The sequence below is a fragment of the Sporosarcina sp. BI001-red genome, assembly GCF_003384035.1.
GTDB lineage: Bacteria > Bacillota > Bacilli > Bacillales_A > Planococcaceae > Sporosarcina.
Genome location: NZ_QQAK01000010.1, coordinates 375,203 through 399,554, shown reverse-complemented (window position 1 = coordinate 399,554; position 24,352 = coordinate 375,203). Strand labels below are relative to the sequence as shown.

Below are 24,352 nucleotides of genomic sequence, written 5' to 3'. Positions count from 1 at the left end.
TATGTATTTAATCCCCAAAAACATACAATCTATACCTATGAAGGTTAGGAGGAGATTCAGAGAATGACAGACCCCCATTACATTACAGCGGCTAATAAAATGTGCGAGAAGGCTAAGATGAATTCAAACGAAATGTCAGCTCCTCACCATTTCTTAAACAAGTTAGAGTTTGAAGAAAAGAGAAAAGCGTATAGCGAAATCTTATCGGTCGTCAGTTTCTTCTCAAATAAGTTGCTGAACTCTTTAAAAGGGACACCCATTCTTGTCGTTGTGTCGGATGAAAATGGATATCTGCTTTCCATTGAGGGAGATGCAACCATTAAAGCGATGAGCGACCAATTTGGCATCAAACTTGGCGCACAATTCACATTGGAAGCGACAGGGACAAATGTGGTGAGTCTTTCACTGCAGGAGATGCATCCAATTAGCATAATAGGAGCGCAACATTATCACTCCCCACTCCATGGAATCGCGTGCTACGGGTCCGCTTTTAACAACACAGAAGAAAATAATCTACTCGGAAGCATCTCAATTATGATGCCACTTGAATTTCAGAACCCCCTTTACCTTTCAATGATTGCCCAAGTGATCGATTCAATCGAGCGTGAATTACTACTTCGGAAACAGAACCGTAAACTCAATATCATGAACCAGATCATGTTGAAGAGGACGAGAAATGGGATTGTCATTACTGATGAAAACGGGATTACAACAGAGTTCAATGACTTTGCTGAAAAAATATCCAATAACAGCAAGGAATCTGTCATCGGTAGGAATATTTGCGATTCCCCTCTCACTGGGGAGTATTTCAAAAAGGTGTTGCATGAAGGAAAAATCTTTAACAACGAAGAAATCAAATTCAAAGATGACGAGGGGAACCAGGTAGTGTGTCTGTTCGACGCTCAGCCTATTTTCGAGGGAGATAAAATGGTTGGTGCATTTGGACAGTTCAGAGATATCTCGAATCGTTATTTGTTACAGGAAGAGTATAACTATCTGGCCTACCATGATGATTTAACCCTGCTTCCAAACAGGAGATACATTCAAAATGCCATGGAAACTATCATTCAGAACATTACTGATGGTCAACACCGCCAACTGGCCCTACTTTTTATCGATTTGGATCGCTTTAAAGTTATTAACGACAATTTTGGTCATTCCTACGGGGATGAACTGCTCCATAGAGTTAGCGAGCGCTTGTCCACTTGCCTTGGTCCAAATGATACGCTAGCACGGATGGGCGGAGATGAATTCATATTCCTTCTAACCGACTTTGAGAGTCCAAGTTACGTTATACAAAAAGCACAAGAAATTCTCGAAGTATTCCATGATCCTTTTCTCGTATCTAACAAAGAGTTATATACAACCGCAAGCATCGGTGTTGCCATTTATCCTGATAAGCCACTGTCCATGGAAAAGTTTTTGGTCTATGCGGATAACGCCATGTATCAGGCTAAAGCTCTCGGGAAAAACCAATTCGTCGTTCATACGAGCGATCTATCGGATGAAATGATTGCAGAATCCGTCCTCGAAATTGAATTACGGAATGCACTTGAGAATGATGAATTCGTGTTGCACTACCAACCGCAAATTCACAATATTTCGGAAGAGTTAATCGGGTTCGAAGCCCTGATCCGATGGCAGCACCCACGATTAGGGTTACTTCCTCCTGGACGATTCATTAGACTTGCTGAGGAAAATGGGCTGATCACCCATATTGGCGAATGGGTCATAAACCAAGCCTGTTTGCAAAACAAGAAGTGGCAAGATGCAGGGATGATGCCTGTCAAGATTTCGGTAAACTTGTCGACTCAACAATTTTTAACTCGTAATCTTATTTCATTTGTAGAGGAAGTACTGGAACGGACAGCTCTAAATCCTAAATATCTCGTTGTCGAGATCACTGAAAATATGGCAATGGAATACGAATACTCGATTCACGTGCTAAAAGAGCTAAAAAAACTTGGCATAGGCATCAGTATCGATGATTTCGGAACAGGGTATAGCTCGCTGAACTATCTTAAAAACTTCCCCATAGATTACATTAAGATAGACAAGTCGTTCGTCAGTGAACTGATGAATAACGAAAATGATGCTATCATTGTAGTTGCTACAATTACACTTGCGCACAACCTTCAAAAGGAAGTGATCGCAGAAGGCGTTGAAACACAAGAACAACTGGACTTTCTCAAAAAACATAACTGCGATATAACACAAGGGTATTTCTTCAGCAAGCCATTACCAGCTTCTGAAATCGAGAAAGTTTACTTATTTCATTAACTAGGATAGGGAGCGAATCGAGCATGAAGAAGGTTGCATCAGTTTTAGTTGAGAATTTTAAACATTGGGGGATCCAACACGTTTTCGGCATTCCTGGTAAAGCAGTTTCCCCCATTCTTTTTGAACTCATAAGTTATGAAATGGAATTCGTACTTAGTAAACATGAAGGTGCAGCAGGGTATGAAGCAGCAGGGTATTCTCAGATGACTGAAACGATCGGTGTCGCAGTTGGAACGTCTGGCCCTGGGGGAACTAACTTACTTTCCGCTGCTGGACAAGCGAAAGCATCCAATCTCCCACTTTTACTCATAACAGGACATCCTTCCATGAAAGATACGGGGAAAGCGATGGGACAAGACTCAAGCATCTTCGGAACTGATTTGACAGACATGTTTCAATCGGTGACAAAATTCAGTGCCCGTGTAGAACGTGGAGATATGCTGAAGCCTTTCTTACAGCACGCGCTAGAAAAAGCAGTCTCTGGTGTGAAAGGACCTGTGCATCTATCCATTCCGTTTGATATTTTACTAGAAGAGATCGAACCCTTTCTACTAGAATTCCCAATCTCCCATGAGCTGATTTCACCAATAACTAGCAACGTGGCGGGATGGCTGAATGATGCAAAACGCCCCCTTTTATTCCTTGGGAAAGGTGTTCATTCTAGTAAGTCTTATGATGAAGTTCAGCATCTTGCTGAGCATTGGAAGATCCCTGTCATTACCACTCCGGGTGGAAAAGGGACGTTCCCTTCCAATCACTCACTTTCTCTAGGCGCTTTCGGATTAGGAGGAACGCCTGGTGCATCGGCATATCTTAGTGCAGGAGTCGATTTGCTAATTGTTATAGGTTCACAACTCAGCGATATGTCAACTGCTGGCTTATCTGAAACGATGTATCCAGAACACATTCTTCACTTCGACTACAATCCGACGTTCATCGGAAAATCCATTCCGGTTGAAACCACTCCGATACTCGGGGATATCAAATCGAATTTGACAGCAATCTTAAAAGACATTCCCAAAACAGAGCATGATGAATTCCTATTGGAAATCGAGATGAAACCACTGGAAGAAAATGCTCCTGGTAAGCGGATGTCTGCAATCCAAGTACTAAAAGCGATGCGAAACGCGCTGCCTGAAGAAGCAATTGTCTTCGGAGATGATGGCAGCCACTCATTTTATGGCATTCAACACTTCGATATCTACAAACCTGGCACGTTCTTCTTTGATGATATCTTTGGTGCAATGGGCAACGGCATCGGCTATGCAATCGGTGCAAAACTTGCAGCTCCTGAAAAACTGATTGTATGCCTAGTCGGAGATGGATGTATGTTCATGCATGGAACGGAATTGTCCACTGCGTACAACTACGACTCCCCTGTGCTGTTCATCGTCGTTAATAATGGCCGATTGGATATGGTTGAAAAAGGCATGCGGAAGATGATTGGAACATCCATTGGTGGTATCTATGAAACTCCGCTTAACGCCACTATGTTTGCAGAATCGATGGGACTTGAAGCGATCACTTGCCATACACCAGTTGAAGTTTCACTGTCGATCGAAAAAGCTCTCACACGTATTCAAGAAACGAATAAACCATTTGTCATCGAAGCATTAGTCGATGAACACGAAATACCACCTACGATGGGGAGACAATAATATGGAAAACAATAACGAAAATCGTTACGATAACGGTGCTCATGTCATGAACGAGCTCTTCTCAGAAGAGATCCAAACTGGTATGCGCCACATCCAAGAAATTTCACCAGATCTTTGGGACATGATCGTGTCCTTCGGTTTTGGAGATCTGTACGCACGCAACACACTTTCACTCGCACAACGTGAATACATCACGTTGACAGCACTCATTACACAAGGAGCATTCGATCAGCTCCGCCCTCATATCCATGCGTCTCTTAAAATTGGTATGACCCAACAAGAAATCACTGAAATTATCATACAGTGCGCTGGCTATGTCGGGTTCCCGAAGGCGGTTCATGCGATGGGGATCGCTGGGGAGATTTTTAAGAACTATAATGAGGACAAATCTAATTCCTAATTAATAATGCACCCAAATAAACGACACAACTTCAGAACAAAACTCCTGAAGTTGCGTCGTTTTTGCTTGAAGTCAATTGAACCTACATGATTTATCTACCATTTTCCATCTGTTTTTCTATGAAGTCTTTCAAAACATGCACAGCAATTATACAGTCTTTTAAATCAGTCCATTCCTCTGGATTATGACTAATCCCTTTCCTACTTTGTACAAATAACATTGCTGCATGGATTTCCCTTCCAATCACCATTGAATCATGGCCTGCACCACTCATCAGCTCAATCGGCTCCATTCCGAACTCAGAGATGGAGTCTTTCATATCCTCCACTAACTTTTCTTGAATAAGCACAGGTTCAACCGCCAATGTTTGTTGACAGTCCACATTTACGTTATGTGCGGCGGCTGCTTCTTTTGCCATTTCTACAATTGCCACAACCAACGCTGTACGTTTGTCTTCATGGATGTCCCGGATATCCACCGTTAGCTCTACTCTTTGAGGAATGACATTAATGCCGTTCGGGTAGACATTTAGTTTCCCTACTGTAGCCACCGCCGTGTCACTGAATTGGCGGGGTAACGACGAAATTGCATGAACAAAGTGGCTTGCTGCTACCAATGAATCTCTTCGATCATCCATAGGAGTATTGCCAGCATGTCCGGCATCCCCTTCGAATGTGACATTCATCCAAACAGGACCGGCGATTCCTTTTACAACTCCTACAGACAATCCATTCTTTTCAAGCAACTTTCCTTGCTCTATATGTAACTCAACAAACAGTTCGACATCTCTCAAGTCCCGTTTTGAGTCCCAGACAGCTTGCAACGAACTACCGTATTCTTCGATAACCGTTTCAAATGATTTGCCGTCAATATCTTTCAACAAGTCCGTTTCACCTTTCTTCAAGTGACCGGCCATCGCATGACTGCCTGTCAATCCAGCACCGAACCTTGTCCCTTCCTCATCCGAGAAAATCACGACTTCAAATGGCTGACTCGGATGATAATCGGTCTCTTTCCATGATTCTACTACTTCCAGCGCAGCAATCACGCCTAGCGGTCCATCGAAATTCCCGCCATGCGGAACGCTGTCCACATGGGATCCCGACATGATTGTCTTGCCGGCTTCGATTCCATCTAAACGACCAATCACATTTCCAGCGCCATCTTCCGTCACGTCCAGACCTGCAGCCTTCATCCAGGAGATAACTTCTTGTTTCGCCTGCTTTTCTTCACTAGAGAAACCAGGACGAGTCACACCTCCGTCTACAGTTTTCCCAATCTCCGATAATGCACTTAACCGTTCCGCGACTCTTCTACCGCTTATGCCATTACGTGATAGAGATTCATCATACCCCGCTGTTAGTTTCGTAAGTAAATTATCCGATGCTACCATCAACATCACTCCTTTTTAAATAATGATTAATAGACTGACTATATCATGAATTGGTTATATGCTTTGCTTAGAAGTCTTTGTTTGATTTCCTTTTACATCTCACATACTAATAAATTACATTCGAAAAACCTACCCGCATGATTCGCGAAGCAGGCTTTTTGTATCTAATGATGTTAAATAATCCCTTGGAATCGTAAAATGATTTCTGCAATGACTGCGGAACCTAGAAAAGTGCCTAGCATAACAAGTGTCGCAACTACAATCGTCTTCCATCCTAGTTTAACAAAGTCCGTCCATGAACGGCCAATTGCAATACCAGCATACGCTAAAATAGGAGTCGCTAGCGCTAGCAGTTGCACTTCTGTCGTCCACTCTACGACTTTCCCAGAGCCTGGGAACCAGGGCATCGACACGATGACACCGATAATCGAGATGTACGCGATGCTTGGAAAGTTCACGGGGATTAGTTCTCTTAGGATGAATCCTGCCAGACAAATGACAATGAGCATAATCATTCCCGGAACAGCTGCGAGTGGCAGAATATTATACCCTGCCCAGTTCCCAATTAGGGCTGTGATGCCAAATATTCCAAGCAACAGTATCCACTCTTGAATGTTTTTCAGCATCAGTAACCCTCCCTATTCCGAGTCATGCGCGCATAGATTTTTTCAGTTAATGGGAGTCCGATGAAGATACTTACCCATAGTCCCGTGGAAAGTGACAGTAAATTACTCGCTCCTGAAAAGGCAACGATTTGTGATTCAAGTTCAGGGAATGCGGCAATCAGAGATCCACTCGCTGCCGCCATCATACTTCCACTTCCAACTCCAGACGCCATCGCAAACGATAGAGGACTTAACGGTGTTAAAGTTGCTAGCAATCCAGAGATGAGTCCAAGGAACACTGCCCCGAATACTGTACCAAAGATGTACATTGCCATAACACCGCGTCCTTCAGGAGAGCTGATACCGAATTTATCCATAATGAGTCCGACGTTCGGTTCACGACCAATAGAATGCGTCATTCCGACTGCTTCACGCTTCATCCCCAACCAAATTGCAACCGGTAACGCGATTAAAATCGTTCCCAAGTTTCCAAGTTCCTGTAACAGTAATGCTGGTCCAGCAGCAATAACTTCAGGTAAAGATGGACCAATAATCACTCCGATTTTTGCAAGTAATAAGGCTACACCAAGTACGATAATCGGCTCTGCATTTTTAGATTGCTTCTCTTTAACAACTGGTGTGAAATAAAGTCCTAGACCAATAACGAGTGCATATAACATTGGAAGCAATAAAATAACACCAGGGCCAACAGGGATTTTAAATGTGCCAATCAGTTCTGTGACAATGACAATTCCGAGTACTATTGCATGCAACCGCCAATCTTTCCAAATCCCAACAAGCGAACTTTCATTTCCCTCCATCCAAATCCCCCCTTTTTACTTCCTTCATTGCAATCAATCAAGTACTTATTTCATGTGCAAGCAATTCAGCTACAACCGTTGAATCCCGCTGGTCTGCACCCTCTGCACTCGCACGTGTAAACAATTGGTACGCAGCATCACTCACTGCAGTAGTCACCCCTTCCGCTATAGCCAAATTACGATAAAGTGATAGATCTTTTAACATATTGGCTAGTGAAAACGTGACATCTGAAAACGTTTCGTGAATGATTGTCGGTCCGAACACGTCCATCACTTTCGTTTGTCCAGACCCTTTCTGGAACAGTTCTGCCAACTTTACTTTAGACATCCCAGCCCGTTCACCAGTCAACAACGCTTCCCCCAACAAGGAAATGATGCCTCCGACAACCATGTTGTTACACAACTTAACGATTTGCCCGGATCCACTTGGTCCCATATATTCAACGTGTCCGCCCATCGCTTGTAGCACAGATGAAACGTGTGGAAATTCCGCTTGAGATCCACCAACCATAATAGTAAGTGATCCTGTACTAGCGCCGTCTGGTCCACCACTCACCGGACAGTCGAAATACGCAATACCTATGTTACACGCAGCTTGCGCTAATACTCTCGTCCGCGCAACGTCATTGGTACTCATATCCAGTACGGCGCTTCCAATCTTTAAATTTTGTAAAGCTCCATCACGCCCTTCCAGCAAAACTTTCTCCACTAAATCGGTCGATGACAGCGACAAGATGAACACATCACTCAATTTCGCCAACTCCGGAACTGAATCAACACCAGTTGCTCCTTCAGCAACAACTCGTTTCACCGCTTCCGGATTTGTATCGTAAACTTTGACTTCATATCCTTTATGGACCAGGTTCGTTGCGATTCCATACCCCATTAGTCCACATCCTACAACACCTATCGTTTGCATTACTTCCCCTCCAATCATTTCTATCTATTTGATGAATCACTCCGTTGTCACGGTCGGATATAGACCGTCTTATAATCCGTCCAGAAATCCAACGTTGTTGAACCTTGCTCACGCGGACCGATACTGGACGCCTTTTTCCCTCCAAACGGATACTGATTCTCAAAATAATTGGATGGGATATTTACATGCGTCACACCCGATTCAATATTGCGGATAAAATGAAACGCCTTTTTCAAATCATTCGTATAGATCGTTGAAGACAACCCGAATTCGCTATCATTGGCCACTTCCATTGCTTCTTCATACGTATCGACAATTGTCATCGCCATAACTGGTCCAAAGATCTCTTCTTTAAAAATGATCATATCTTGGGTCACGCCACTAAATAACGTTGGAGCCACGAAATAACCTTTATCTAACCCATCTTCAGTTAACCGCTTTCCGCCGAATTCTAGTGTTGCGCCTTCATCAATCGCTGATTTCACGTAGTGTAAATACGTGTTCAACTGGACGTCATCGACAACAGGTCCGTTGTCTACACCTTCGGCAAAACCGTCAGCAATCCTCAATTTCTGTGCACGCGCCACAAGTTTCTTTGTCAATTCGTCCGCAACAGAACGCAGAACAATTAAACGACTCGTACCTGTACACCGCTGGCCATTATCCAAGAATCCACTAATGACTAGATTCTCTACGGTTTCATCTAGATTGGCATCTTCCAACACAATAGATGGGTTCTTTCCGCCCATTTCCGCCTGCATCTTCGCACCCCGCTCGCTCACCGCTTTACCGAGTGCAAGCCCGACTTTCGTAGATCCTGTAAACGACACCGCCTTAATCTTTTCATGACTGCCGATTGCATTCCCGATAACACCGCCAGGTCCTGTTACCATATTAATAACGCCTGCCGGAACACCTGCTTGTTCAAATAAATTCATAATCTTAATGCTGATCAAAGACGTATTACTCGCCGGCTTAAAAATCACGGTATTCCCCGCAATAATCGCAGGGGCAATCTTCCAAATACCAATGCCTAACGGGAAATTGTACGGTGCAATTACTCCAACAACACCAAGCGGTTCACGAATTGTATACGCAAAAATACCCGAATCGTGCGACGGAACCGTTTCTCCTGTCATTCGGGTAGCTTCTCCACTAAATTGTTTCATCGCTTCAATCGTTTTCCGAACTTCCCCATTCGCTTCTCGGAACGATTTTCCTACTTCTTTTGTTATAATCGTTGCCAACTCTTCTTGCTGCTCACTCAGTAACTGAATTAAGTTAAACAGCACATCCCCGCGTGTTGGCGCAGCTGTATTCGCCCAACCCGGAAATGCATCTTCCGCAGCTTGGATCGCTCGTTCCACATCGTCTTCATTCGACTTTTGAAAGTATCCCAATACTTCTTTATTAGCCGGATTCAGGCTCTTATACGTTTCGTTCGTAATCGAAGAAACCCATTCCCCATTAATATAATTATGATAAATTGAACTCACATATACATCCCCTTCCCCATTATCTATCTATTATGATAAATCAAACTCCGGAATAGATATATGTGTGAGGTCACGAATATCGAGTTTATTTTTCATGGAGCTCCACATAAATTCGAAACGCAACGACAAAGTCCATCCAATCTTTTTCATTCGAAAACTCAATACCTAATAATTCTTCAGCCTTCTTTAAGCGATAGTACAGCGTGTTTGGATGCACATGTAATTCTTTCGCTGTCTGCTTCTGATTTTTATTCGACTGAATGAACAGCTTCACCGTATGGATTAATGCTGGATCAGCAGTTTGCAATCGATGCAACTTGTCGTACATAAAACGTTCCAACAACTCTTGGTCCACTTCATAAAGCAACCGCTCCAGTCCAAGCATTGAATACTCGACAACCTGAATTTGATAACGCTTTGCGTAGCCAACGGATCGCGTCGCTTCTTTATACGATACCGACAATTCTTGAATCGAGGTTTCTCGGCCGATTCCATACACGTTGTCCGCATCATCTGGCCATAATTGACGAATACTTCCAAGCAGCTCCTGAACTGGTTTTTCTGAAATGGTTGGCAGAATGACGATGAGCTGAAACGCACGCGTAAAAAGTAACGGATCCACTAGTTCGACTCGTAATCTTTGTTCCATAGACTTTACTAATCGTTCTTTTCCGACCAAGTGATCGACTTCCCACAAAGGTTTCTGATTCCCTTCAACTATCAAACACTGCACACGCGTATCCGTACGCCAATTTACATATTGGAGTGCAGCATCTAATTCCCTGCCAGATATCCCTTCTAATAGATGGTTAAAAACCTGTTCCCTGAAATGAATCTCTTTTTCATACAAAGCATTTTCTTTGATCAGTTCAAGCGCAATCGACAAACTCGCCTGCTCAATTGTAATTTTCTCCATTTCATTAAACTTTTTAAACGGCTGTAAGAATGAGAGATACCCTAATGTATCCACTCCTTTTCTAATCGGGAAGAAGTGTTCCTCTCTCATTACCTCAAGGTAGCTGTGGTAGCGAACCCCAGAACCAATCATCTTTTCAAGTAATGAGAGAACCGTTTCAATACCACGTCCTTCAAGAATCAGTTGATAAAACGTATTATGAATCGAAATCGATTTCTCCAATAATGTGTTTTTTTGCTGCAGGTGCTCATACACTTTCGCATTATCAATTGCAATGGCACTCTGACCCGCAACAACTTCAATGACATTCATATCTTCTGCAGTGAAAATACTATCTTGCTTATAATTATTAACAACGACAACACCTAAACAACGATTTTTATTCAATATCGGCACACAGAACGTGCTCTTCACACTTCGCTGATGGACGCCTTCATAGTAATAACAAGCATTCTGATCCGTCATATTTTCCATATGGTCTTCGATTTCCTCTCGCGTTGTAAACAACTTCGACTGTCGATGAACGAACACTTTCCCCGTAATTGATTCCCCTTCTGCAAATGCGACATGTGCCAACGCCTCTTCTTGGACTCCTTCCCCTTTCGCAAAACGAAGTGTTTTCGTTTCTTCATCATACAAATAGATAATAATGACATCCGCCACTTCCACTAATTCACATGCCGCCCGAATCACATTGCGCAAGATTTCGTTCAGTTGCAAAGACTGCGTCAGCATCTTATTAATCTCCAACAGCTTATTCGCTTTGTATAAATCCATTTCGATTTTGGCTAACATCGTCTCACTCCTTAAGAAATGAATAGTTGCTTAATTATCAGTCAACTGCATAATTATCTCAAGTGACAATTAAAATATAAAAGTTAAAAAGTCCCCTGTCTGAATTAATTCAGAGAGAGGACTAGCATCATTCTATTTTGACAGATGATTTTATTAATAAAACCATCTTATCAACAAAACTCTTCAGGAGTTTCTCACCTTTTTCCACACTTGCAACCGTAGCATCACCGTAAACACCGCTTTTACTTAAATCGCCTAAAGAAATTGTTGAGAAACCATAGAGATCAGGTTTTTCAGGGTATTCTTTAGTTGCTTTAGACATATCTACTAATTCAGGTTTTAGTGCAAGCATAAGTGATGTTTCCAATTCGCAGGCATGAATCATTCCGTGCCACATTTCTGAGTCACAGTGCTCTTCCATAATGGATTGGATATCAGGATAAAACAAATAGATCACTTTAATATCGAGTTCATCTTCCAACTCTCTTGCCGCATATTTCATAGACGCATTATTCGCATCATGTCCATTTACTAGGATTAACGTTTTCACTCCATATCTTTGAACACTATGTGCAGCATCTTTTATAAAAGCTTCAACATGATGTTGCTGAAGGGAGACTGTGCCTGGAATATCTCGCCATACCCACGAATAGCCGAAAGGCATTGCAGGCAACAGTAGACCACCTGTTTTCTCACAAATTCTTCTAGAGATACCTTCTGCTAAAAAGATATCGACACCTAACGGAAGATGATGACCATGTTGCTCTGTTGCACCTAGGGGCAGAATGGCAACTGGGTATTCTTCTACAGCAACCTTAACTTCATCCCTAGTCATGTTGATAAGTTCTTTTACGTTTGCCACATAAATCAGCTCCCTAATTCTTGCATTAGCGCTAAGTACTTTTTAGCTTTTATTTCTATTTCCTTTAGATCTTTTTGAGTCGCTCCTCTTGGTACAAGATCACTTCCAATTGCAAAGGAGGAACAGCCAGCATCATAATACTCTTTTAGATTGGCTATTTCAATTCCACCGACACCCATGATTTGGACATTTGGAAAAGGACCTTGAAGACTTTTCACGTATGAAGCCCCTAGTACATTAGCTGGGAACAACTTGACTACTTCCACTTCCTCTTGTACAGCTTGCATGATCTCTCCTGTTGTCATTACACCCGGGTATACCTCAACGTGCTTCGACTTAATATAACGAGTTAGTTCTCGATCCCATCCTGGTGTAATGATGTAAGTTGCACCAGCTGCAATCGCTCGATCTGCCTGATGTTTGTGTATGACAGTACCTGCCCCTAATTGAACGGTATCTTTAAGATCATTAGCGATTGCTTGAATAGAACCAATTGCAAGGTCTTCGTCACTAAGTGAAACCTCAATTCTTGTTATGCCATTTCCAACTAAAGTTTTTGCAATTGCGGATGCATTTTCTGGATAGACTCCTCTTAATATCGCAATGATTGTCCCTTTTTCTAATTTCATTAGTTAGCCGTCACCCTTCAAATTGCCCTAACCAACGGGCAGGATTTTCTACAAATATGGTATGGATATCTTCTTTACTTATTCCTTCATCCAATAAACGTGGAATGAATTTCTTTAAAATATATTCAAATCCTGGACCACCACCGTACGCTTGTAAGTATCCCTGTCTTCCCATGTCTGCAGAAATGAGAAGCTGTTTCACATATCCATTATCAATCATGTTTTTGATCAACTCCACCCGAGTGCTATCGGGATAATATTTCACTTTACTGACGCCATCAAATTGAACATATGCGCCGCGTTTAGCAAGTTGTAAATGATAGTAAGGATCGGCGTTGCGGTCACTGTGTCCTACTCCAACTTTTGATAAATCGACTTGTTCAGATTCTAAGATGTCAAGCATCTCTTCCCCCATCGTTCCCGCTTCAGTATGGAGCCATATAGGCGCGCCAGTCTCTTTATGTGCGCGTGCAACAGCACGCGTCACTTTCTCTTCTAATGGATGAATCATCTGATCCCATGAACCTGCTTTTAGAAAGCCTGCTTTTGAATCTGTTCCATCCATGCCGACAGTTACATCTCTAACCAGTTTTCCTTTAATCTCTTCGATAGTTAATGCATCGACCCACGCAGGAAAGTAAATGTGTTTGTTAAATCCCGAAACAGCAACAACATGAACACCGGTTTCGACTGACATTCGTTTCATCTTAGACGCATCTCTTCCATAATCCAAAGTTGTTGCTTCGACTAACGCATTTCCGCCTGCTTTTTTAAATCTGCCGAGTTCACTCACAGACGCTTCATAATTAGAAAGTTCTAAATCACGGTCTTTTTGAATTGAAGGTGGAAATGTCCATAAATGCTCATGACTATATGTAAATCCTAACTCCGTTGCCTCAATATCACCTAAAACCGTTCTAATCTTCCCCATTATAAACTCCTCCAACATTCAAAATATTTGCCTTACAATCCGATGCCAAATAACATTCCTACCAATCTAATCAAAACGACTACTATAATTGCATCTGGTGATGCGAACCATAATCCTTCGACGCCGTAGACAGTTACATCGACCAAAGGATATGCTAATGCTACAAGTAATGACCATGAAATTCCTAAGAAAAGACCAGAGACAATTGCGCCGCGTCTGCCTCCTGTTGCATTCCCGAATACACCTGCAGCACCGCCCATAAAGAACAAACCAATTACGGATGGTAATACAACGACGGGTAAAAGGTTAGATATTAACGTTACAAGTAATCCACCAACTAACGCTGATAAGAAACCAATAGTTACAGCGATTGGGGCAAAAGAAAAGAAGACAGGTACGTCTAGTGCTGGTTTAGCTCCAGGCACAATTTTTTCTGCAACACCTTTAAAAGCTGGAACAATCTCACCCAAGAACATTCGAACACCTTGAAGGAGAATCAGAATACCGGCAACAAATGTCAGCGCATTCATTAGTGAAAACTGGAATACACCGGTTCCACCTGAAATTTCAGCCATCGTTGCTTTATCTACAAATAGTGCTGTGATTAGGTAGATCACGATCATAATAATCCCCATCAGAACACTCATGTCTTTCAAGAAATCTAGTGATTTCGGAACCTTCACATCTTCTGATGACTTTTCTTTGTTCCCAAACTTTCCACCAATCCAACCGGACATACTTATCCATGAACTACCCCAGAAACCAAAGGCAATATTATCGTTACCTGTTATTTTCCTGACAAATGGCTGGGATATGGCTGGGAACAAGACCATTGAAATACCTTGAATAATAGAACCCAGAATAATTGTTGTTGCGCTTGATAGACCCATTTGGTTGAAAACAATAGCCATCGTTCCAGCAAATGAAAACATCATATGACCAGTAAGAAAGATATACTTCCACTTTGTAGTTCTTGCTATTAATAAGTTAATTAAGAAGGAAAACAGAAGTATTAATGCTGTTTCTTTCCCTAATATGGTTTGCACTGAAGCGACTAGTGCATTATCTTCAGCAACAATACCAGTTAATCCAAAAGCTTTATTGAACATATTACTAAACGGGATCAGGGCACCGACAATGACATTGGCACCTTGTTGTAAGATGATGAAACCAAAAATTGTTTTTAATGTACCCTTAATAACATCCGAAGTTGTTTTTCGAAGCGCTATAAGCCCAGCTAATGCAATTAGCCCTAATATAATCGCTGGATTACTAAGGATCGAAACAATTGTATCTAAAAACATCTTCATTACCCCTTTTTAGATAGTTTTTGGATTGCTGGCATAACCTTTTGTTCAATTTCGTTTCGATCCAAAAGATTATTAATCGATATTACCTCGACAGGTTCATCCACCAATTCTGAAGAAATCTCACTTGATGCAACCATCAAATCACAAGACATTCCTTTTGCAGATCCTAGGTCAACGGCTTCACCATTAACTTCAAATCCATGACCTTTTGCGATAGACTGTATTTCCAGCAAGAGCATCAAGCTTGTTCCAAATCCCATTCCGCATACCGTTACAATTTTCATCAAAAACACTCCCTTTTATATGATTGCAAGTACATCCTGTTTTGACGCTTCTGGATTCATGATTGTCTTCAATTTATCTTCATCTCTTAACAAAGTAGCAAGTGCCTGCAACATTTCGATATGACTTTTACTATCTACACCACAAAGTGCACAAACTAATGTAATTGGATCATTAGTTGGGTGTCCGAATTTTACAGGTTCACTTAGTCTAATAATAGAGACCCCTTTTTCAATCACTCCTGCCTCAGGCCTAGCGTGAGGAAATGCAATGTTCGGTGCCACGACAATATAAGGTCCTATATCTTGAAACCCTTTCACCATCGCATCAATATATCTTGCCTCTGCTAATCCCTCATTCACTAATAATTGTCCCGCTTTTCTAATCGCATCTTCTGCATCCTTTGCTTCCACATTCAGTTCAACCAAGCCCTCAGTTAATACCAACATTTACTTCAATCCTTTCCTTCACTATTTCTCAATTTATTTCGACCAAACAAGTCAATATGGTACGCATATCGATCTCCTCTGTTCGACATTTCAACTAGCTCAAAAGGTGTACCATCTTCAAGATAAGAAACTCGGGTTATGTGAAGCAAGGCAGCTTGTGGTGAAATTCTTAACTCAATCGCCTCTAAATCACTGGCACTCCTAGCTTGAATCTTTTCTTTTGCTTGTTTAAGTTGTATGCCGTATTCATCCTCCAATGTTTCATACAGTGACTCTCTTTGTAATCCTCTTTCCAGTAATCCCGGGACGTACTTAGCACGAATGTAATTAATCATAATTGCAATTGGCTCTTCATTTGCTAAGCGAATTCTTTTTAAACAGAGGATCTTTTCATTTGGAGATAATTGCAATTCCTTTTTAAGTTTTTGCGTGGGCTCCATTTCAATAAGTAACGTATTTTCTGTCTCAATTTTTTTTCCCTTTTGTTGCATTTCCTCAGTCCAACTAGTGATTGTTCCAGCAGTTTGAACAATGCTTTTAGATTCAACGAAAGTTCCTTTTCCCTGAATCTTCTTTACGATACCATCTGCCACTAGCTCATCAATCGTCCTTCGAACTGTAATTCTACTAACCCCATAGGTCTTCTCAATTTCAGGCTCAATTGGTAACATATCACCTTCCATTAAACTTTCATCAATATATTTCATTAGTGAAAGTTTTAACTGCTTATACAATGGTATTTTTGCGTTCGCTACTAATTTATTGGACTGCACTTTTCACGTCTCCTTTTAAAAATTCCACGTTCTAAATTATCAGAAAACATCTTACTGCAATACTATCATTATAATGTATGTTGTCAATAACTTTTTATTACAATATTCATTATAATGAATACGGTTACATTTATATAACTATAGATCCATACTCCTACAAAGTTCATGAATACTGTTTCCTTATTAAGAAATGACCTCCAATTGCTTAAACTTCCAAACATTAATAAAAATGTCCCAGTTATTCGTCTCGATTCGATATTGCAGCGTGTTGAATTGGTAATAGCTGATTGGTAAGCATACTTGACTGCCATTATTAAAAGTTACAGGCACAATGTTATTTTCAGTCTTCACGTAATTCACAACATGACCCACCGTAATCCAAATGAAGTCAGCACATTTCCAGTCCAAAAAAAAATGAGTCATCGAATAGTCAAAGTTTTGAAGATGTCACCTTCGCCATTACCTTCTACTCTATAACTTTATTTTCATCCCCCTTTCCCCTTACCCAACTCTATATAGAGGGAAAAGGGGGAATTAACATGAAACACTACCTATATAACTATGCGAATTTCAATTCAAAAGAAGAAATGGACGCAGCTGCCAGACAACATGTAGGCATTCACTGGAACATGATGAACAAAACCGATTGCGCTGTTCTTGAAATGATTCGCTGATATTCCGTGAAGTATCTTGCAGCACATTTGAAGCATGAAACCATTGAGAAGAAATTAGGGTTATCGAATTCGACAGTCCATCGTGCAATTCGTAAATTAGAGTAGCTTCAAATCATTGAGCGTATTCATTACGTACGTCCTGTTATGAGCGGGCTTGGTGCTCATTTTGCCCGTTCAAGACCAGGGAAAAATGAACACTGGTACGAACCCTAAAGATACTAATGGGAACACGGTTTCCAAAATGTAATCCTAAAAGGAACCATCTTTTTATAAATCAAAAAGTCTTAAAGATCTTATAAAGACGCCTCTAAGCCTACGGCAGAGAAGTATTCCACAACGCTATTTGAAAAAATGAAAGCTTCACTTTCATTCACTGGGGATCATTCCAAAGCACAAGTATTTTTAGGTATCCAGAAAGTACTCTTGAGTAAAATGCTGAAATTCGATATTCATAAAGGTGAAGAAGAATTGTTCGAAAATTTAGCGTATAAAGCGATGCATATTACAGTGATGGAAAGGAAGGAAAAGAAAATTAGTGATTTAAAGATAACTATGAGTATTTCCCAGATAGCTCGGGTTTCTTTGAAGATTTCATCATTCCCGTTAGCGCACATTGAGGGATCATCAGTTATTAATCCCTTTCGAAATAAATCTCATACTTCATGACAAACCCATTGATACGCTCTTCCATTTCATATATATCAATCGGCTTCGGTGAATAGAGCACCCAAATGCGTTCTACTTGATTCGGTAGATTGGAAAGCTTTGCAATGTACTTGGTACGAAGGCTGCTATCAATTTCGATTGCTAGCAATAACTGATCTTTATAATCTCTTCAGACAACGTCAATCCGTCCCTTTGGTTCAGGAACGCGATATTCTTTAGTACCCACCATCTCAAACTGCTCTGCGAGTTGGACAAGGTCTTCCTGCATAGCATCATGAAATGGTCGTCGCGTGTTATGCACGGACTTATTCCGTTTAATAAGACGGTCAATTTCAGCTTGGATTGCACGCATTCGTAACATGAACCCCCCCACCTCCTTTGTTGATTGACTTCTTTTCTGAATACAGACTATTCTAGTATCGCTTTATCTACAGACTCGTCATACCGAACTGGCAGGTAACACACATGCATGCCAAACGGACTAACGAGTTTCAAATATTCAAGTAAAATATAAACATAATGTTCTATATTAAAAGAAAAACAATCAATTGACTGGATGTGCGGCATAGTGTGCAATAGGGAAAAAGCCATTATCATTGGCGGGGGAATTTCAGGAAAGCTTGCTGCCCGTGTGTTGTCCGATTTCTTCAAGGAAGTCATCATCTTAGAGAGTGATGAAGAAACAGAAGGACCTGTGGCGAGGAAAGGGGCACGGCAAGGGGATCACTTACACGCACTGCTATTTGCTGGGGAAAATGGGTTGGAAGAGTTATTTCCTGGAATTACGAAAACGTTCCATATGTGCGGAGCTGTGGTTATTAATTCTTCAAAAGATTTAGCGTGGTTTTATCATGGTGTTTGGAAACTCCGTCACGAAGGTAAAAACACAACAACTCTACAATCACGTCCGCATCTTGAATGGCATATCGACCAGTACATAAGAAAGATTTCCAATGTGTCCATGCTCTACCGCCATCAAGTGAAAAGTCTTTTATATAATCAGGAAGAAAATCGGGTTCACGGAATAAAAGTCCTCACGTCTCATGGCAGCCGACAGACACTCACTGCTGATATCATTGTGGATGCTAGCGGGGTCAGCAGCATTACAACTTCATTTTTCAAGAATCTCAATCTTAAGATTCCGATTAAAAAGGCTCAGATTGGTTTAAGTTATGTCAGCAAAAAGTTCCGTCTGCCCCCTGAACCATCCCGAGATTGGTCCATTAAAATCATTTATCCAAACCCTCCACTTGAGAAGCTAGGAGGAACTCTTTCTAAAATCGAGCAGGATCAGTACATCGTTACACTAATGGGCTACCAACATGCCATTGATGAAAAACAATTAAATTCCGATGAAGACGGATTCCTCGAACTTACAAAAAAACTGCCCCAAGAAGATATCTATAACGAGTTAGTACAAGCGGAACCCCTTTCCAAAACTCATGTCTATCGGATCCCACACATGAGCTGGAAACGGATAGAAAAAGTGAAGCAACTTCCAAAAGGACTTTTCCTAATCGGAGATACCGTCTGCCGAATCAATCCTGTTTTTGGTCAAGGCATGAGTATTGCCGTAATGGAAGCACTGGCACTGCAAAAGTTGTTTCAAACGGGTTCGCAAAACTTAGATCACCTTCAAACTAGTTTCCATAAACAAAGCGCACGGATCCTATCCCCGATTTGGAATATGGTGCTAACCGAAGATTTGCGGTACCCGGGTGTCATAGGGAAGAAACCTATTGGACTGCCCATCCAACAATGGTATACCAAGAAGATTTTTCAACTATCTGCTACCCATGAACACATCTATGCATTGTTCATTGACGTCATGAATCTGGTCCAACCACAAACAATCCTGTTACGTCCTGGGATTGTCAAAAAAGTACTGATGCATCATCTGTTTCCAAAACGCACGGATGGGTGAATAGAATGAAAGCAACCTAACATGAATGCAAAAAGCTCTAGCTGATTTTCATCAGCTAGAGCTCCCTGGTTACCTATTCTCCAGCTGCCAGGGTCTTGTTTGTATGGAGCGATTCACCGGCCACTTCCACGAATTGATGCAAACTTTTCCTGATTTTTTGTTTATCGATTTTTCCAATCAGTGTTTTGGGTAAATCAGATTGGATGATTACTTTTTTTGGACATTTATAATCTGCCAGTTCTTGTCTGCAGTACCGAACGATTTCGTCTTGATCCAGGGTCCCCTCATTTTCAGGGACTATGAATGCAATCCCAACTTCTCCCCATGTCTCATCTTCCACTTCGATGATGCAAGAAGCATTGACCGCAGGATGGGCATTTAACACCGTTTCAATTTCCATTGGATACACATTGTACCCGCCACTAATGTACATTTCTTTAGAACGACCGATGAAATGCAAATAATTCTTTTCATCCAAATACCCAATATCGCCTGTTTTCAGCCATCCGTTTGAAAAGCTACTTGCATTGTCTTTAGTATCCAGGTAACTCTTAATGACGCTATCGCCTTTCACCCAAATCTCACCAACTCCATGAGGCGTTGCTGTAGTACCGTCCGCCTGCATGATAGCCATTTCAAACTCAGGGCCAGGTTTCCCCTCAGTCTTGGTAATTCTTTCAACAGGATCCCCGACATTTGTAAATGTGAAAAAGCCTGAGGTTTCTGTCATTCCCCAGCTCGCAACAACGGATGCATTCGGGAAACTTGTTTGTATCCTGTGAATCAATTCTGGTGAGGAGGGTTCTCCAGATACAATGAGAAGTTTCAATGAGTGCAAATCATAATCCGTCAACGTTGCGTGCTGAAAAATGAGACGATACATAGACGGGACCCCGCCAATGATCGTTACCTTGTACTCATGGATTAGTTTAGGGATTTCCGCCGGCACAAAAGTGGGTGAAATTACACCACTTGCACCAGCATATAGCTGCACCGCAATCATATCGTGAGTCCCTCCAACATGACTGGTTGGCATATTAAGCAACATTTTATCGTCACTCGTGATTCCCCATGTTTCTACAGTCGCTTTAGCGATGGCAAAGGTATTCCGATGCGTTAAGACACCGCCCTTAGGCAATCCCGTTGATCCGCTCGTAAATATAATGATTAACGGATCGTCTAGCGTGGGTGGCGGAAAAGGCATAGTCAATTCCACTGGGCTATCCAACAGGACTTCATATAATTTGGCACCCGGAACGTCTAGTTTCCCCATATAAGAAAAGACATGTGGGATTTCTATCTCTTTCAACAATTGCTTAGTCGTCTCTTTAAGCGTTTCATTGCCTGCAAAACATACCAACATCTTAGGTTCGGTCCGGTTGCATAGATTGATCATTTCAGTGGCCTTGAATCTAGGATCCAATGGCACGACCACTAGCCCCATCTGCCCCGCCGCCAGATAGATTGTCATGAATGCAGGGGTTTGTGGTAGAATGGTTGCCACTTTATCGCCTGGCTTCAATCCCATTGTTAGGAATGAATTGGTCATCCGCTGAACCTCATCGTAGTAGTGCTTCCAAGTAACAGACGTTCCCATAAACTGATAGGCAGTTTTCTCAGGGTAGCTTGTTGCATTTCTTTCCAAGAGTTCAGTGAAGTATTGCGGCATTGTCCAGCACCATCCCATTCCTTTTATTTTTGTTTACTAAGGTGAAATTCTTCCAACTTCCTCTTCGTTTCACCCGCTACGATGACTTTTTCCACGAGCTCGTTTTCAGTCATGACAATTTCACCAAAGTTAGGAGCTGCTGACGCGTTGATCATCTTCTTCGTCAACCGGATTGAATGGCTACCTTTCGTTCGGAGCTTCGCAATGATCGAGTCTACTTCTTGTTTCAACTGTTCTTTTGCGACCACTTTATTGACAAGCCCCCACTGAACACTCTCCTCAGCAGATATATCCTCGCACAACATGATCATTTCTTTCGCTTTCAACGCGCCCACTGTTTTCACTAGTCTTGGGGTACATCCCCACGTTAAAAACAATCCGATATTTGTTTCAGGTAAGTTCAGTACCGAGTTTTCAGTCAGTAGTCTGAAGTCCGCAGTAAGTGCAATGGCTACGGCACCTCCGTAAGCAGAACCGTTAATGGCTGCAACGGTGATCTGTTCAAGGCTTTCCAGCTTGCGAATCATTTCCTGACCAACCAATTGCATCCGTCTGAGTTCTTCATTTTTGAAGTCCTCATCATCCATGCCTTCAAACATTTCGAAAACATCTGCACCTGCTGAGAAGATCCGGCCCTGATTTGTAAATACAACATACTGGACCGAACGTTCTTCACGTAACCAATCACATAACTGAATCAATTCTTTAATCATCGTCAAATTCATGGCATTCAAATTATTTTTCCGATTCAACGTGACCGTCAATACATCTTCAACCTGTTCAAGTTCCATAGTTTCATAAGTTGTCAATTTGTTCACTTCTCCCTTTTAAATGGATTCCGAAAGTTCTGTTGAAACTTACTATGATTAATAATCTTTCTCGAAAACTGGTGTTTTTGCCATCGACTTTTCCAACGTTCCAGGCGGACACCAAATAATTTCAGGATTCACCCTTACGTTGCGGCTTAACTGTTCTTTGATCCGTGCTTCCAATTGTGGAAGTGCATTCCGATCCATATCAGGACCGAATTCCAACTTCACTTTCAATGGGGGCTTTACGAGTGGAGGTTCTTGGTCTAATACAATTCTCATCTCACCTGTAACATCGGGAGCGTAGGTGGTGATGACTTGCTTAATCGCTGCAGGGTAGACATTCACACCTTTTACAATCAACATATCATCAGATCGGCCGACCACTTTTACGCGCATTCCTTTGAAGCCACAACCTGGGCAAGGGGTCGTGAATACTTGCACGATATCTCCGGAGGCCATCCGTAACATGGGAGCTGCCAATCGATCCAAGGACGTATAAATAACTTCTCCAATTGCACCATTTACAATGTCAATTGGCTGCTGGGTCGCTGGATCCACCAGATCATAAGGATATAAGTCATAATCAGGTGTCACGCAGTGCATCCCATGGTAATCATCCGAATCACAGGAATACGCAATGGTTCCTCCAATAGGACCAATCCAATCGTATACACGACAACCGTAGGCTTCTTCGATTTTCTGTTTCACTTCAGGAATACTGATAGCGATTTCACCGACTGTAAATAGCGCTGAGAGGTTCAAATCCCCAACCGGCTGTTGATGAAGTTCCAGTGATTTCCCTATCAAATGTTCTGCTAACGACGGGGTCATCATCGCTGCTTGAGGGTTTGTCATTTTTGCATATTGTAAGATGGCTTCAGTACCTGCACGTACATCCACATCAATTGGTAATATTCCTGCTTGACGGATTCCTGGCAATACAGCGGAGGTCGCATAGACCCCCAATGCATGGCTGAAAAGCATCCGATCCCCTTGACTGATTCTTGCATAATTCAACATTGAGGCGACTCCATCGGAGACTTTGTCCAAATCCTGTTGGGCTAATGTATACGTAAACGTAGGGATTCCCGTTGTACCACTTGTCGTTGCTGTTAATGCAATGTCATCGGGGGATGCGCACAAATGCATGCCAAACGGATGACCGAATCGTTCCATGGATTCCTGCTGACTGAGTCTTTCCTGGTCTTTATCCATAAGTACAGGTAGCTTGAGATAGTCTTCAATCGAACGGATATCCTGTGGCACAATGCCGACTTCCTTGAATTTCTTTTGATAGAACTCAGAATTTCGATAGCAGTACTTCAACTGGTTGATCAGTTTCGTTTCGCGGATCTGATGAATCTCCTCATCACTTAAATGATTCAAAGCTTCCGTGACGTAGCGGACAGCCCTCATGTTCACTCCCCCTTTGACCCTATTGACTACATCACAACCTGATACTCGACCTATCATTAGTTCACACTCACATTCAATGTCAACTCAATAAGTTCAGCAGGCGATGGGATATCTGCAGCATGCGTCCCGTATCGGCTATACTCGATAGTTCCATCTGGACTAATGATAAACGTCGCAGGCAACTGGAATTCAAGCTGTTCCCCTTTGTTCCCTAAATTCAAAATCCCTTTTTCTTTAGCGATGGCAAGCTTTTTCATGGCTTCTTCAGAGATAAGATCCTCTTGGGTTTTACCTGCTTCTACGCCATATAAGTCAAATAGCTTATGTTCTGGATCACAGATTAGCGTTAGCGGCATTTGTTCTTGAGTCAACTGTTCCCGAATGAAGGAAGCTTCTGTTTGGAGAACGACCAAGACTTGTGCATCATTCGACTCAATTGTCTTGCTTTCCGATACGAGCGCTGCAATATCCAACTGACAAAGACTGCAACCATAGTATCTTAAAAAGAGTAAAATCGTTTTTTTACCCTCTAAAGTCTCATACAAGTCATTCGATTCTGACCAGGGTGTATCAAATGTAAAATCTACGGCTTTTGCTCCATTTTGAAGTTTTGTCATTCTATCATCTTCCTCCTAGTTTCTATTTCCATTCATTTTACGCTACTGGGGACAA

The 24,352-nt window shown here is 41.9% G+C and carries 24 protein-coding genes; 5 read left to right on the top strand and 19 right to left on the bottom strand.

Annotated elements, in window-relative coordinates:
- Positions 1–63 precede the first annotated feature (63 nt).
- From DVB69_RS06570 to DVB69_RS06560, 3 genes are read left to right on the top strand one after another with little or no spacing between them, the layout of a single operon-like run.
- Complete coding sequence (locus DVB69_RS06570; RefSeq protein ID WP_116017794.1) at positions 64–2,280, top strand: EAL domain-containing protein; 2,217 nt, start codon at positions 64–66, stop codon at positions 2,278–2,280.
- A 23-nt stretch (positions 2,281–2,303) separates the two neighbouring features.
- Entirely contained in the window at positions 2,304–3,938 is a 1,635-nt protein-coding gene (locus DVB69_RS06565; RefSeq protein WP_116017792.1) for a thiamine pyrophosphate-binding protein, read from the top strand.
- Between the two features lies 1 nt (position 3,939).
- Positions 3,940–4,338 (top strand): carboxymuconolactone decarboxylase family protein, encoded by a 399-nt coding sequence (locus DVB69_RS06560; RefSeq protein ID WP_116017790.1) that lies wholly within the window; start codon positions 3,940–3,942, stop codon positions 4,336–4,338.
- Positions 4,339–4,429: 91 nt separating this feature from the next.
- Here the strand turns inward: DVB69_RS06560 and DVB69_RS06555 are convergent, their stop codons facing one another.
- From DVB69_RS06555 to DVB69_RS06490, 14 genes are all read right to left on the bottom strand, one after another.
- Positions 4,430–5,731, bottom strand: a complete 1,302-nt coding sequence (locus DVB69_RS06555; RefSeq protein ID WP_370452925.1) for a M20 family metallo-hydrolase — start codon at positions 5,729–5,731, stop codon at positions 4,430–4,432.
- A 173-nt stretch (positions 5,732–5,904) separates the two neighbouring features.
- Positions 5,905–6,357, bottom strand: a complete 453-nt coding sequence (locus DVB69_RS06550; RefSeq protein WP_116017786.1) for a hypothetical protein — start codon at positions 6,355–6,357, stop codon at positions 5,905–5,907.
- Entirely contained in the window at positions 6,357–7,157 is an 801-nt protein-coding gene (locus DVB69_RS06545) for a DUF3100 domain-containing protein (RefSeq protein ID WP_116017784.1), read from the bottom strand. Before DVB69_RS06545 ends, DVB69_RS06550 begins: the two co-directional genes overlap by 1 nt.
- Before the next feature lie 37 nt (positions 7,158–7,194).
- Positions 7,195–8,076: an NAD(P)-dependent oxidoreductase gene (locus DVB69_RS06540; RefSeq protein WP_158541049.1), complete on the bottom strand. Its 882-nt coding sequence runs from the start codon at positions 8,074–8,076 to the stop codon at positions 7,195–7,197.
- Between the two features lie 47 nt (positions 8,077–8,123).
- A complete protein-coding gene (locus DVB69_RS06535) occupies positions 8,124–9,572 on the bottom strand; it encodes an aldehyde dehydrogenase family protein (protein WP_116017780.1) in 1,449 nt (482 codons plus the stop codon).
- Positions 9,573–9,657: 85 nt separating this feature from the next.
- Positions 9,658–11,283 (bottom strand): helix-turn-helix domain-containing protein, encoded by a 1,626-nt coding sequence (locus DVB69_RS06530; RefSeq protein ID WP_116017778.1) that lies wholly within the window; start codon positions 11,281–11,283, stop codon positions 9,658–9,660.
- 127 nt (positions 11,284–11,410) lie between these two features.
- On the bottom strand, positions 11,411–12,118 hold the full coding sequence (locus tag DVB69_RS06525; RefSeq protein ID WP_116018019.1) for a creatininase family protein: 708 nt from the start codon (positions 12,116–12,118) through the stop codon (positions 11,411–11,413).
- A 32-nt stretch (positions 12,119–12,150) separates the two neighbouring features.
- The gene (locus DVB69_RS06520; RefSeq protein ID WP_116017776.1) at positions 12,151–12,774 is read right to left on the bottom strand and encodes a bifunctional 4-hydroxy-2-oxoglutarate aldolase/2-dehydro-3-deoxy-phosphogluconate aldolase; all 624 of its coding nucleotides are present in this window, start codon (positions 12,772–12,774) and stop codon (positions 12,151–12,153) included.
- Between the two features lie 10 nt (positions 12,775–12,784).
- Positions 12,785–13,708, bottom strand: a complete 924-nt coding sequence (locus tag DVB69_RS06515) for a phosphotriesterase family protein (RefSeq protein WP_370452928.1) — start codon at positions 13,706–13,708, stop codon at positions 12,785–12,787.
- A 29-nt stretch (positions 13,709–13,737) separates the two neighbouring features.
- Positions 13,738–15,015 carry a PTS ascorbate transporter subunit IIC gene (locus tag DVB69_RS06510; RefSeq protein ID WP_116017772.1) on the bottom strand — a complete coding sequence of 426 codons (1,278 nt, stop codon included), beginning with the start codon at positions 15,013–15,015 and terminating at the stop codon, positions 13,738–13,740.
- Positions 15,015–15,299 carry a PTS sugar transporter subunit IIB gene (locus tag DVB69_RS06505; protein ID WP_116017770.1) on the bottom strand — a complete coding sequence of 95 codons (285 nt, stop codon included), beginning with the start codon at positions 15,297–15,299 and terminating at the stop codon, positions 15,015–15,017. Before DVB69_RS06505 ends, DVB69_RS06510 begins: the two co-directional genes overlap by 1 nt.
- A gap of 15 nt (positions 15,300–15,314) precedes the next feature.
- Positions 15,315–15,746, bottom strand: a complete 432-nt coding sequence (locus DVB69_RS06500) for a PTS sugar transporter subunit IIA (protein WP_116017768.1) — start codon at positions 15,744–15,746, stop codon at positions 15,315–15,317.
- Between the two features lie 5 nt (positions 15,747–15,751).
- The gene (locus tag DVB69_RS06495) at positions 15,752–16,519 is read right to left on the bottom strand and encodes a GntR family transcriptional regulator (protein WP_116017766.1); all 768 of its coding nucleotides are present in this window, start codon (positions 16,517–16,519) and stop codon (positions 15,752–15,754) included.
- 183 nt (positions 16,520–16,702) lie between these two features.
- Positions 16,703–16,942 (bottom strand): competence protein ComK, encoded by a 240-nt coding sequence (locus DVB69_RS06490; protein WP_116017764.1) that lies wholly within the window; start codon positions 16,940–16,942, stop codon positions 16,703–16,705.
- A 116-nt stretch (positions 16,943–17,058) separates the two neighbouring features.
- Here DVB69_RS06490 and DVB69_RS17880 point away from each other — a divergent pair, with 116 nt between their 5' ends.
- Positions 17,059–17,193: a hypothetical protein gene (locus DVB69_RS17880; protein ID WP_255415299.1), complete on the top strand. Its 135-nt coding sequence runs from the start codon at positions 17,059–17,061 to the stop codon at positions 17,191–17,193.
- Positions 17,194–18,028: 835 nt separating this feature from the next.
- Here the strand turns inward: DVB69_RS17880 and DVB69_RS06480 are convergent.
- A complete protein-coding gene (locus DVB69_RS06480; protein ID WP_116017760.1) occupies positions 18,029–18,220 on the bottom strand; it encodes a hypothetical protein in 192 nt (63 codons plus the stop codon).
- 207 nt (positions 18,221–18,427) lie between these two features.
- Between DVB69_RS06480 and DVB69_RS06475 the strand changes: the two genes are divergently transcribed.
- Positions 18,428–19,783: an NAD(P)/FAD-dependent oxidoreductase gene (locus tag DVB69_RS06475; RefSeq protein WP_116017758.1), complete on the top strand. Its 1,356-nt coding sequence runs from the start codon at positions 18,428–18,430 to the stop codon at positions 19,781–19,783.
- Positions 19,784–19,856: 73 nt separating this feature from the next.
- Here DVB69_RS06475 and DVB69_RS06470 read toward each other — a convergent pair whose 3' ends face one another.
- The 4 genes from DVB69_RS06470 to DVB69_RS06455 are packed head-to-tail and all read right to left on the bottom strand — an operon-like array spanning position 19,857 to position 24,297.
- Entirely contained in the window at positions 19,857–21,452 is a 1,596-nt protein-coding gene (locus DVB69_RS06470; RefSeq protein ID WP_116017756.1) for a class I adenylate-forming enzyme family protein, read from the bottom strand.
- Positions 21,453–21,475: 23 nt separating this feature from the next.
- Complete coding sequence (locus DVB69_RS06465; RefSeq protein WP_116017754.1) at positions 21,476–22,261, bottom strand: enoyl-CoA hydratase/isomerase family protein; 786 nt, start codon at positions 22,259–22,261, stop codon at positions 21,476–21,478.
- Between the two features lie 57 nt (positions 22,262–22,318).
- Entirely contained in the window at positions 22,319–23,680 is a 1,362-nt protein-coding gene (locus tag DVB69_RS06460) for a phenylacetate--CoA ligase family protein (protein ID WP_116017752.1), read from the bottom strand.
- A 56-nt stretch (positions 23,681–23,736) separates the two neighbouring features.
- On the bottom strand, positions 23,737–24,297 hold the full coding sequence (locus tag DVB69_RS06455; RefSeq protein ID WP_116017750.1) for a redoxin domain-containing protein: 561 nt from the start codon (positions 24,295–24,297) through the stop codon (positions 23,737–23,739).
- Positions 24,298–24,352: the final 55 nt, after the last annotated feature.

Coding starts and splice junctions, on each gene's coding strand:
- DVB69_RS06560 (WP_116017790.1), top strand. CDS start 3,940: ATGGAAAACAATAACGAAAATCGTTACGATAACGGTGCTCATGTCATG.
- DVB69_RS06480 (WP_116017760.1), bottom strand. CDS start 18,220: ATGTTACGAATGCGTGCAATCCAAGCTGAAATTGACCGTCTTATTAAA.
- DVB69_RS06565 (WP_116017792.1), top strand. CDS start 2,304: ATGAAGAAGGTTGCATCAGTTTTAGTTGAGAATTTTAAACATTGGGGG.
- DVB69_RS06550 (WP_116017786.1), bottom strand. CDS start 6,357: ATGCTGAAAAACATTCAAGAGTGGATACTGTTGCTTGGAATATTTGGC.
- DVB69_RS06545 (WP_116017784.1), bottom strand. CDS start 7,157: ATGGAGGGAAATGAAAGTTCGCTTGTTGGGATTTGGAAAGATTGGCGG.
- DVB69_RS06505 (WP_116017770.1), bottom strand. CDS start 15,299: ATGAAAATTGTAACGGTATGCGGAATGGGATTTGGAACAAGCTTGATG.
- DVB69_RS06470 (WP_116017756.1), bottom strand. CDS start 21,452: ATGCCGCAATACTTCACTGAACTCTTGGAAAGAAATGCAACAAGCTAC.
- DVB69_RS06490 (WP_116017764.1), bottom strand. CDS start 16,942: ATGACTCATTTTTTTTTGGACTGGAAATGTGCTGACTTCATTTGGATT.
- DVB69_RS06510 (WP_116017772.1), bottom strand. CDS start 15,015: ATGAAGATGTTTTTAGATACAATTGTTTCGATCCTTAGTAATCCAGCG.
- DVB69_RS06520 (WP_116017776.1), bottom strand. CDS start 12,774: ATGAAATTAGAAAAAGGGACAATCATTGCGATATTAAGAGGAGTCTAT.
- DVB69_RS06540 (WP_158541049.1), bottom strand. CDS start 8,076: ATGCAAACGATAGGTGTTGTAGGATGTGGACTAATGGGGTATGGAATC.
- DVB69_RS06555 (WP_370452925.1), bottom strand. CDS start 5,731: ATGGTAGCATCGGATAATTTACTTACGAAACTAACAGCGGGGTATGAT.
- DVB69_RS17880 (WP_255415299.1), top strand. CDS start 17,059: ATGAAACACTACCTATATAACTATGCGAATTTCAATTCAAAAGAAGAA.
- DVB69_RS06455 (WP_116017750.1), bottom strand. CDS start 24,297: ATGACAAAACTTCAAAATGGAGCAAAAGCCGTAGATTTTACATTTGAT.
- DVB69_RS06530 (WP_116017778.1), bottom strand. CDS start 11,283: ATGTTAGCCAAAATCGAAATGGATTTATACAAAGCGAATAAGCTGTTG.
- DVB69_RS06570 (WP_116017794.1), top strand. CDS start 64: ATGACAGACCCCCATTACATTACAGCGGCTAATAAAATGTGCGAGAAG.
- DVB69_RS06525 (WP_116018019.1), bottom strand. CDS start 12,118: ATGACTAGGGATGAAGTTAAGGTTGCTGTAGAAGAATACCCAGTTGCC.
- DVB69_RS06500 (WP_116017768.1), bottom strand. CDS start 15,746: ATGTTGGTATTAACTGAGGGCTTGGTTGAACTGAATGTGGAAGCAAAG.
- DVB69_RS06460 (WP_116017752.1), bottom strand. CDS start 23,680: ATGAGGGCTGTCCGCTACGTCACGGAAGCTTTGAATCATTTAAGTGAT.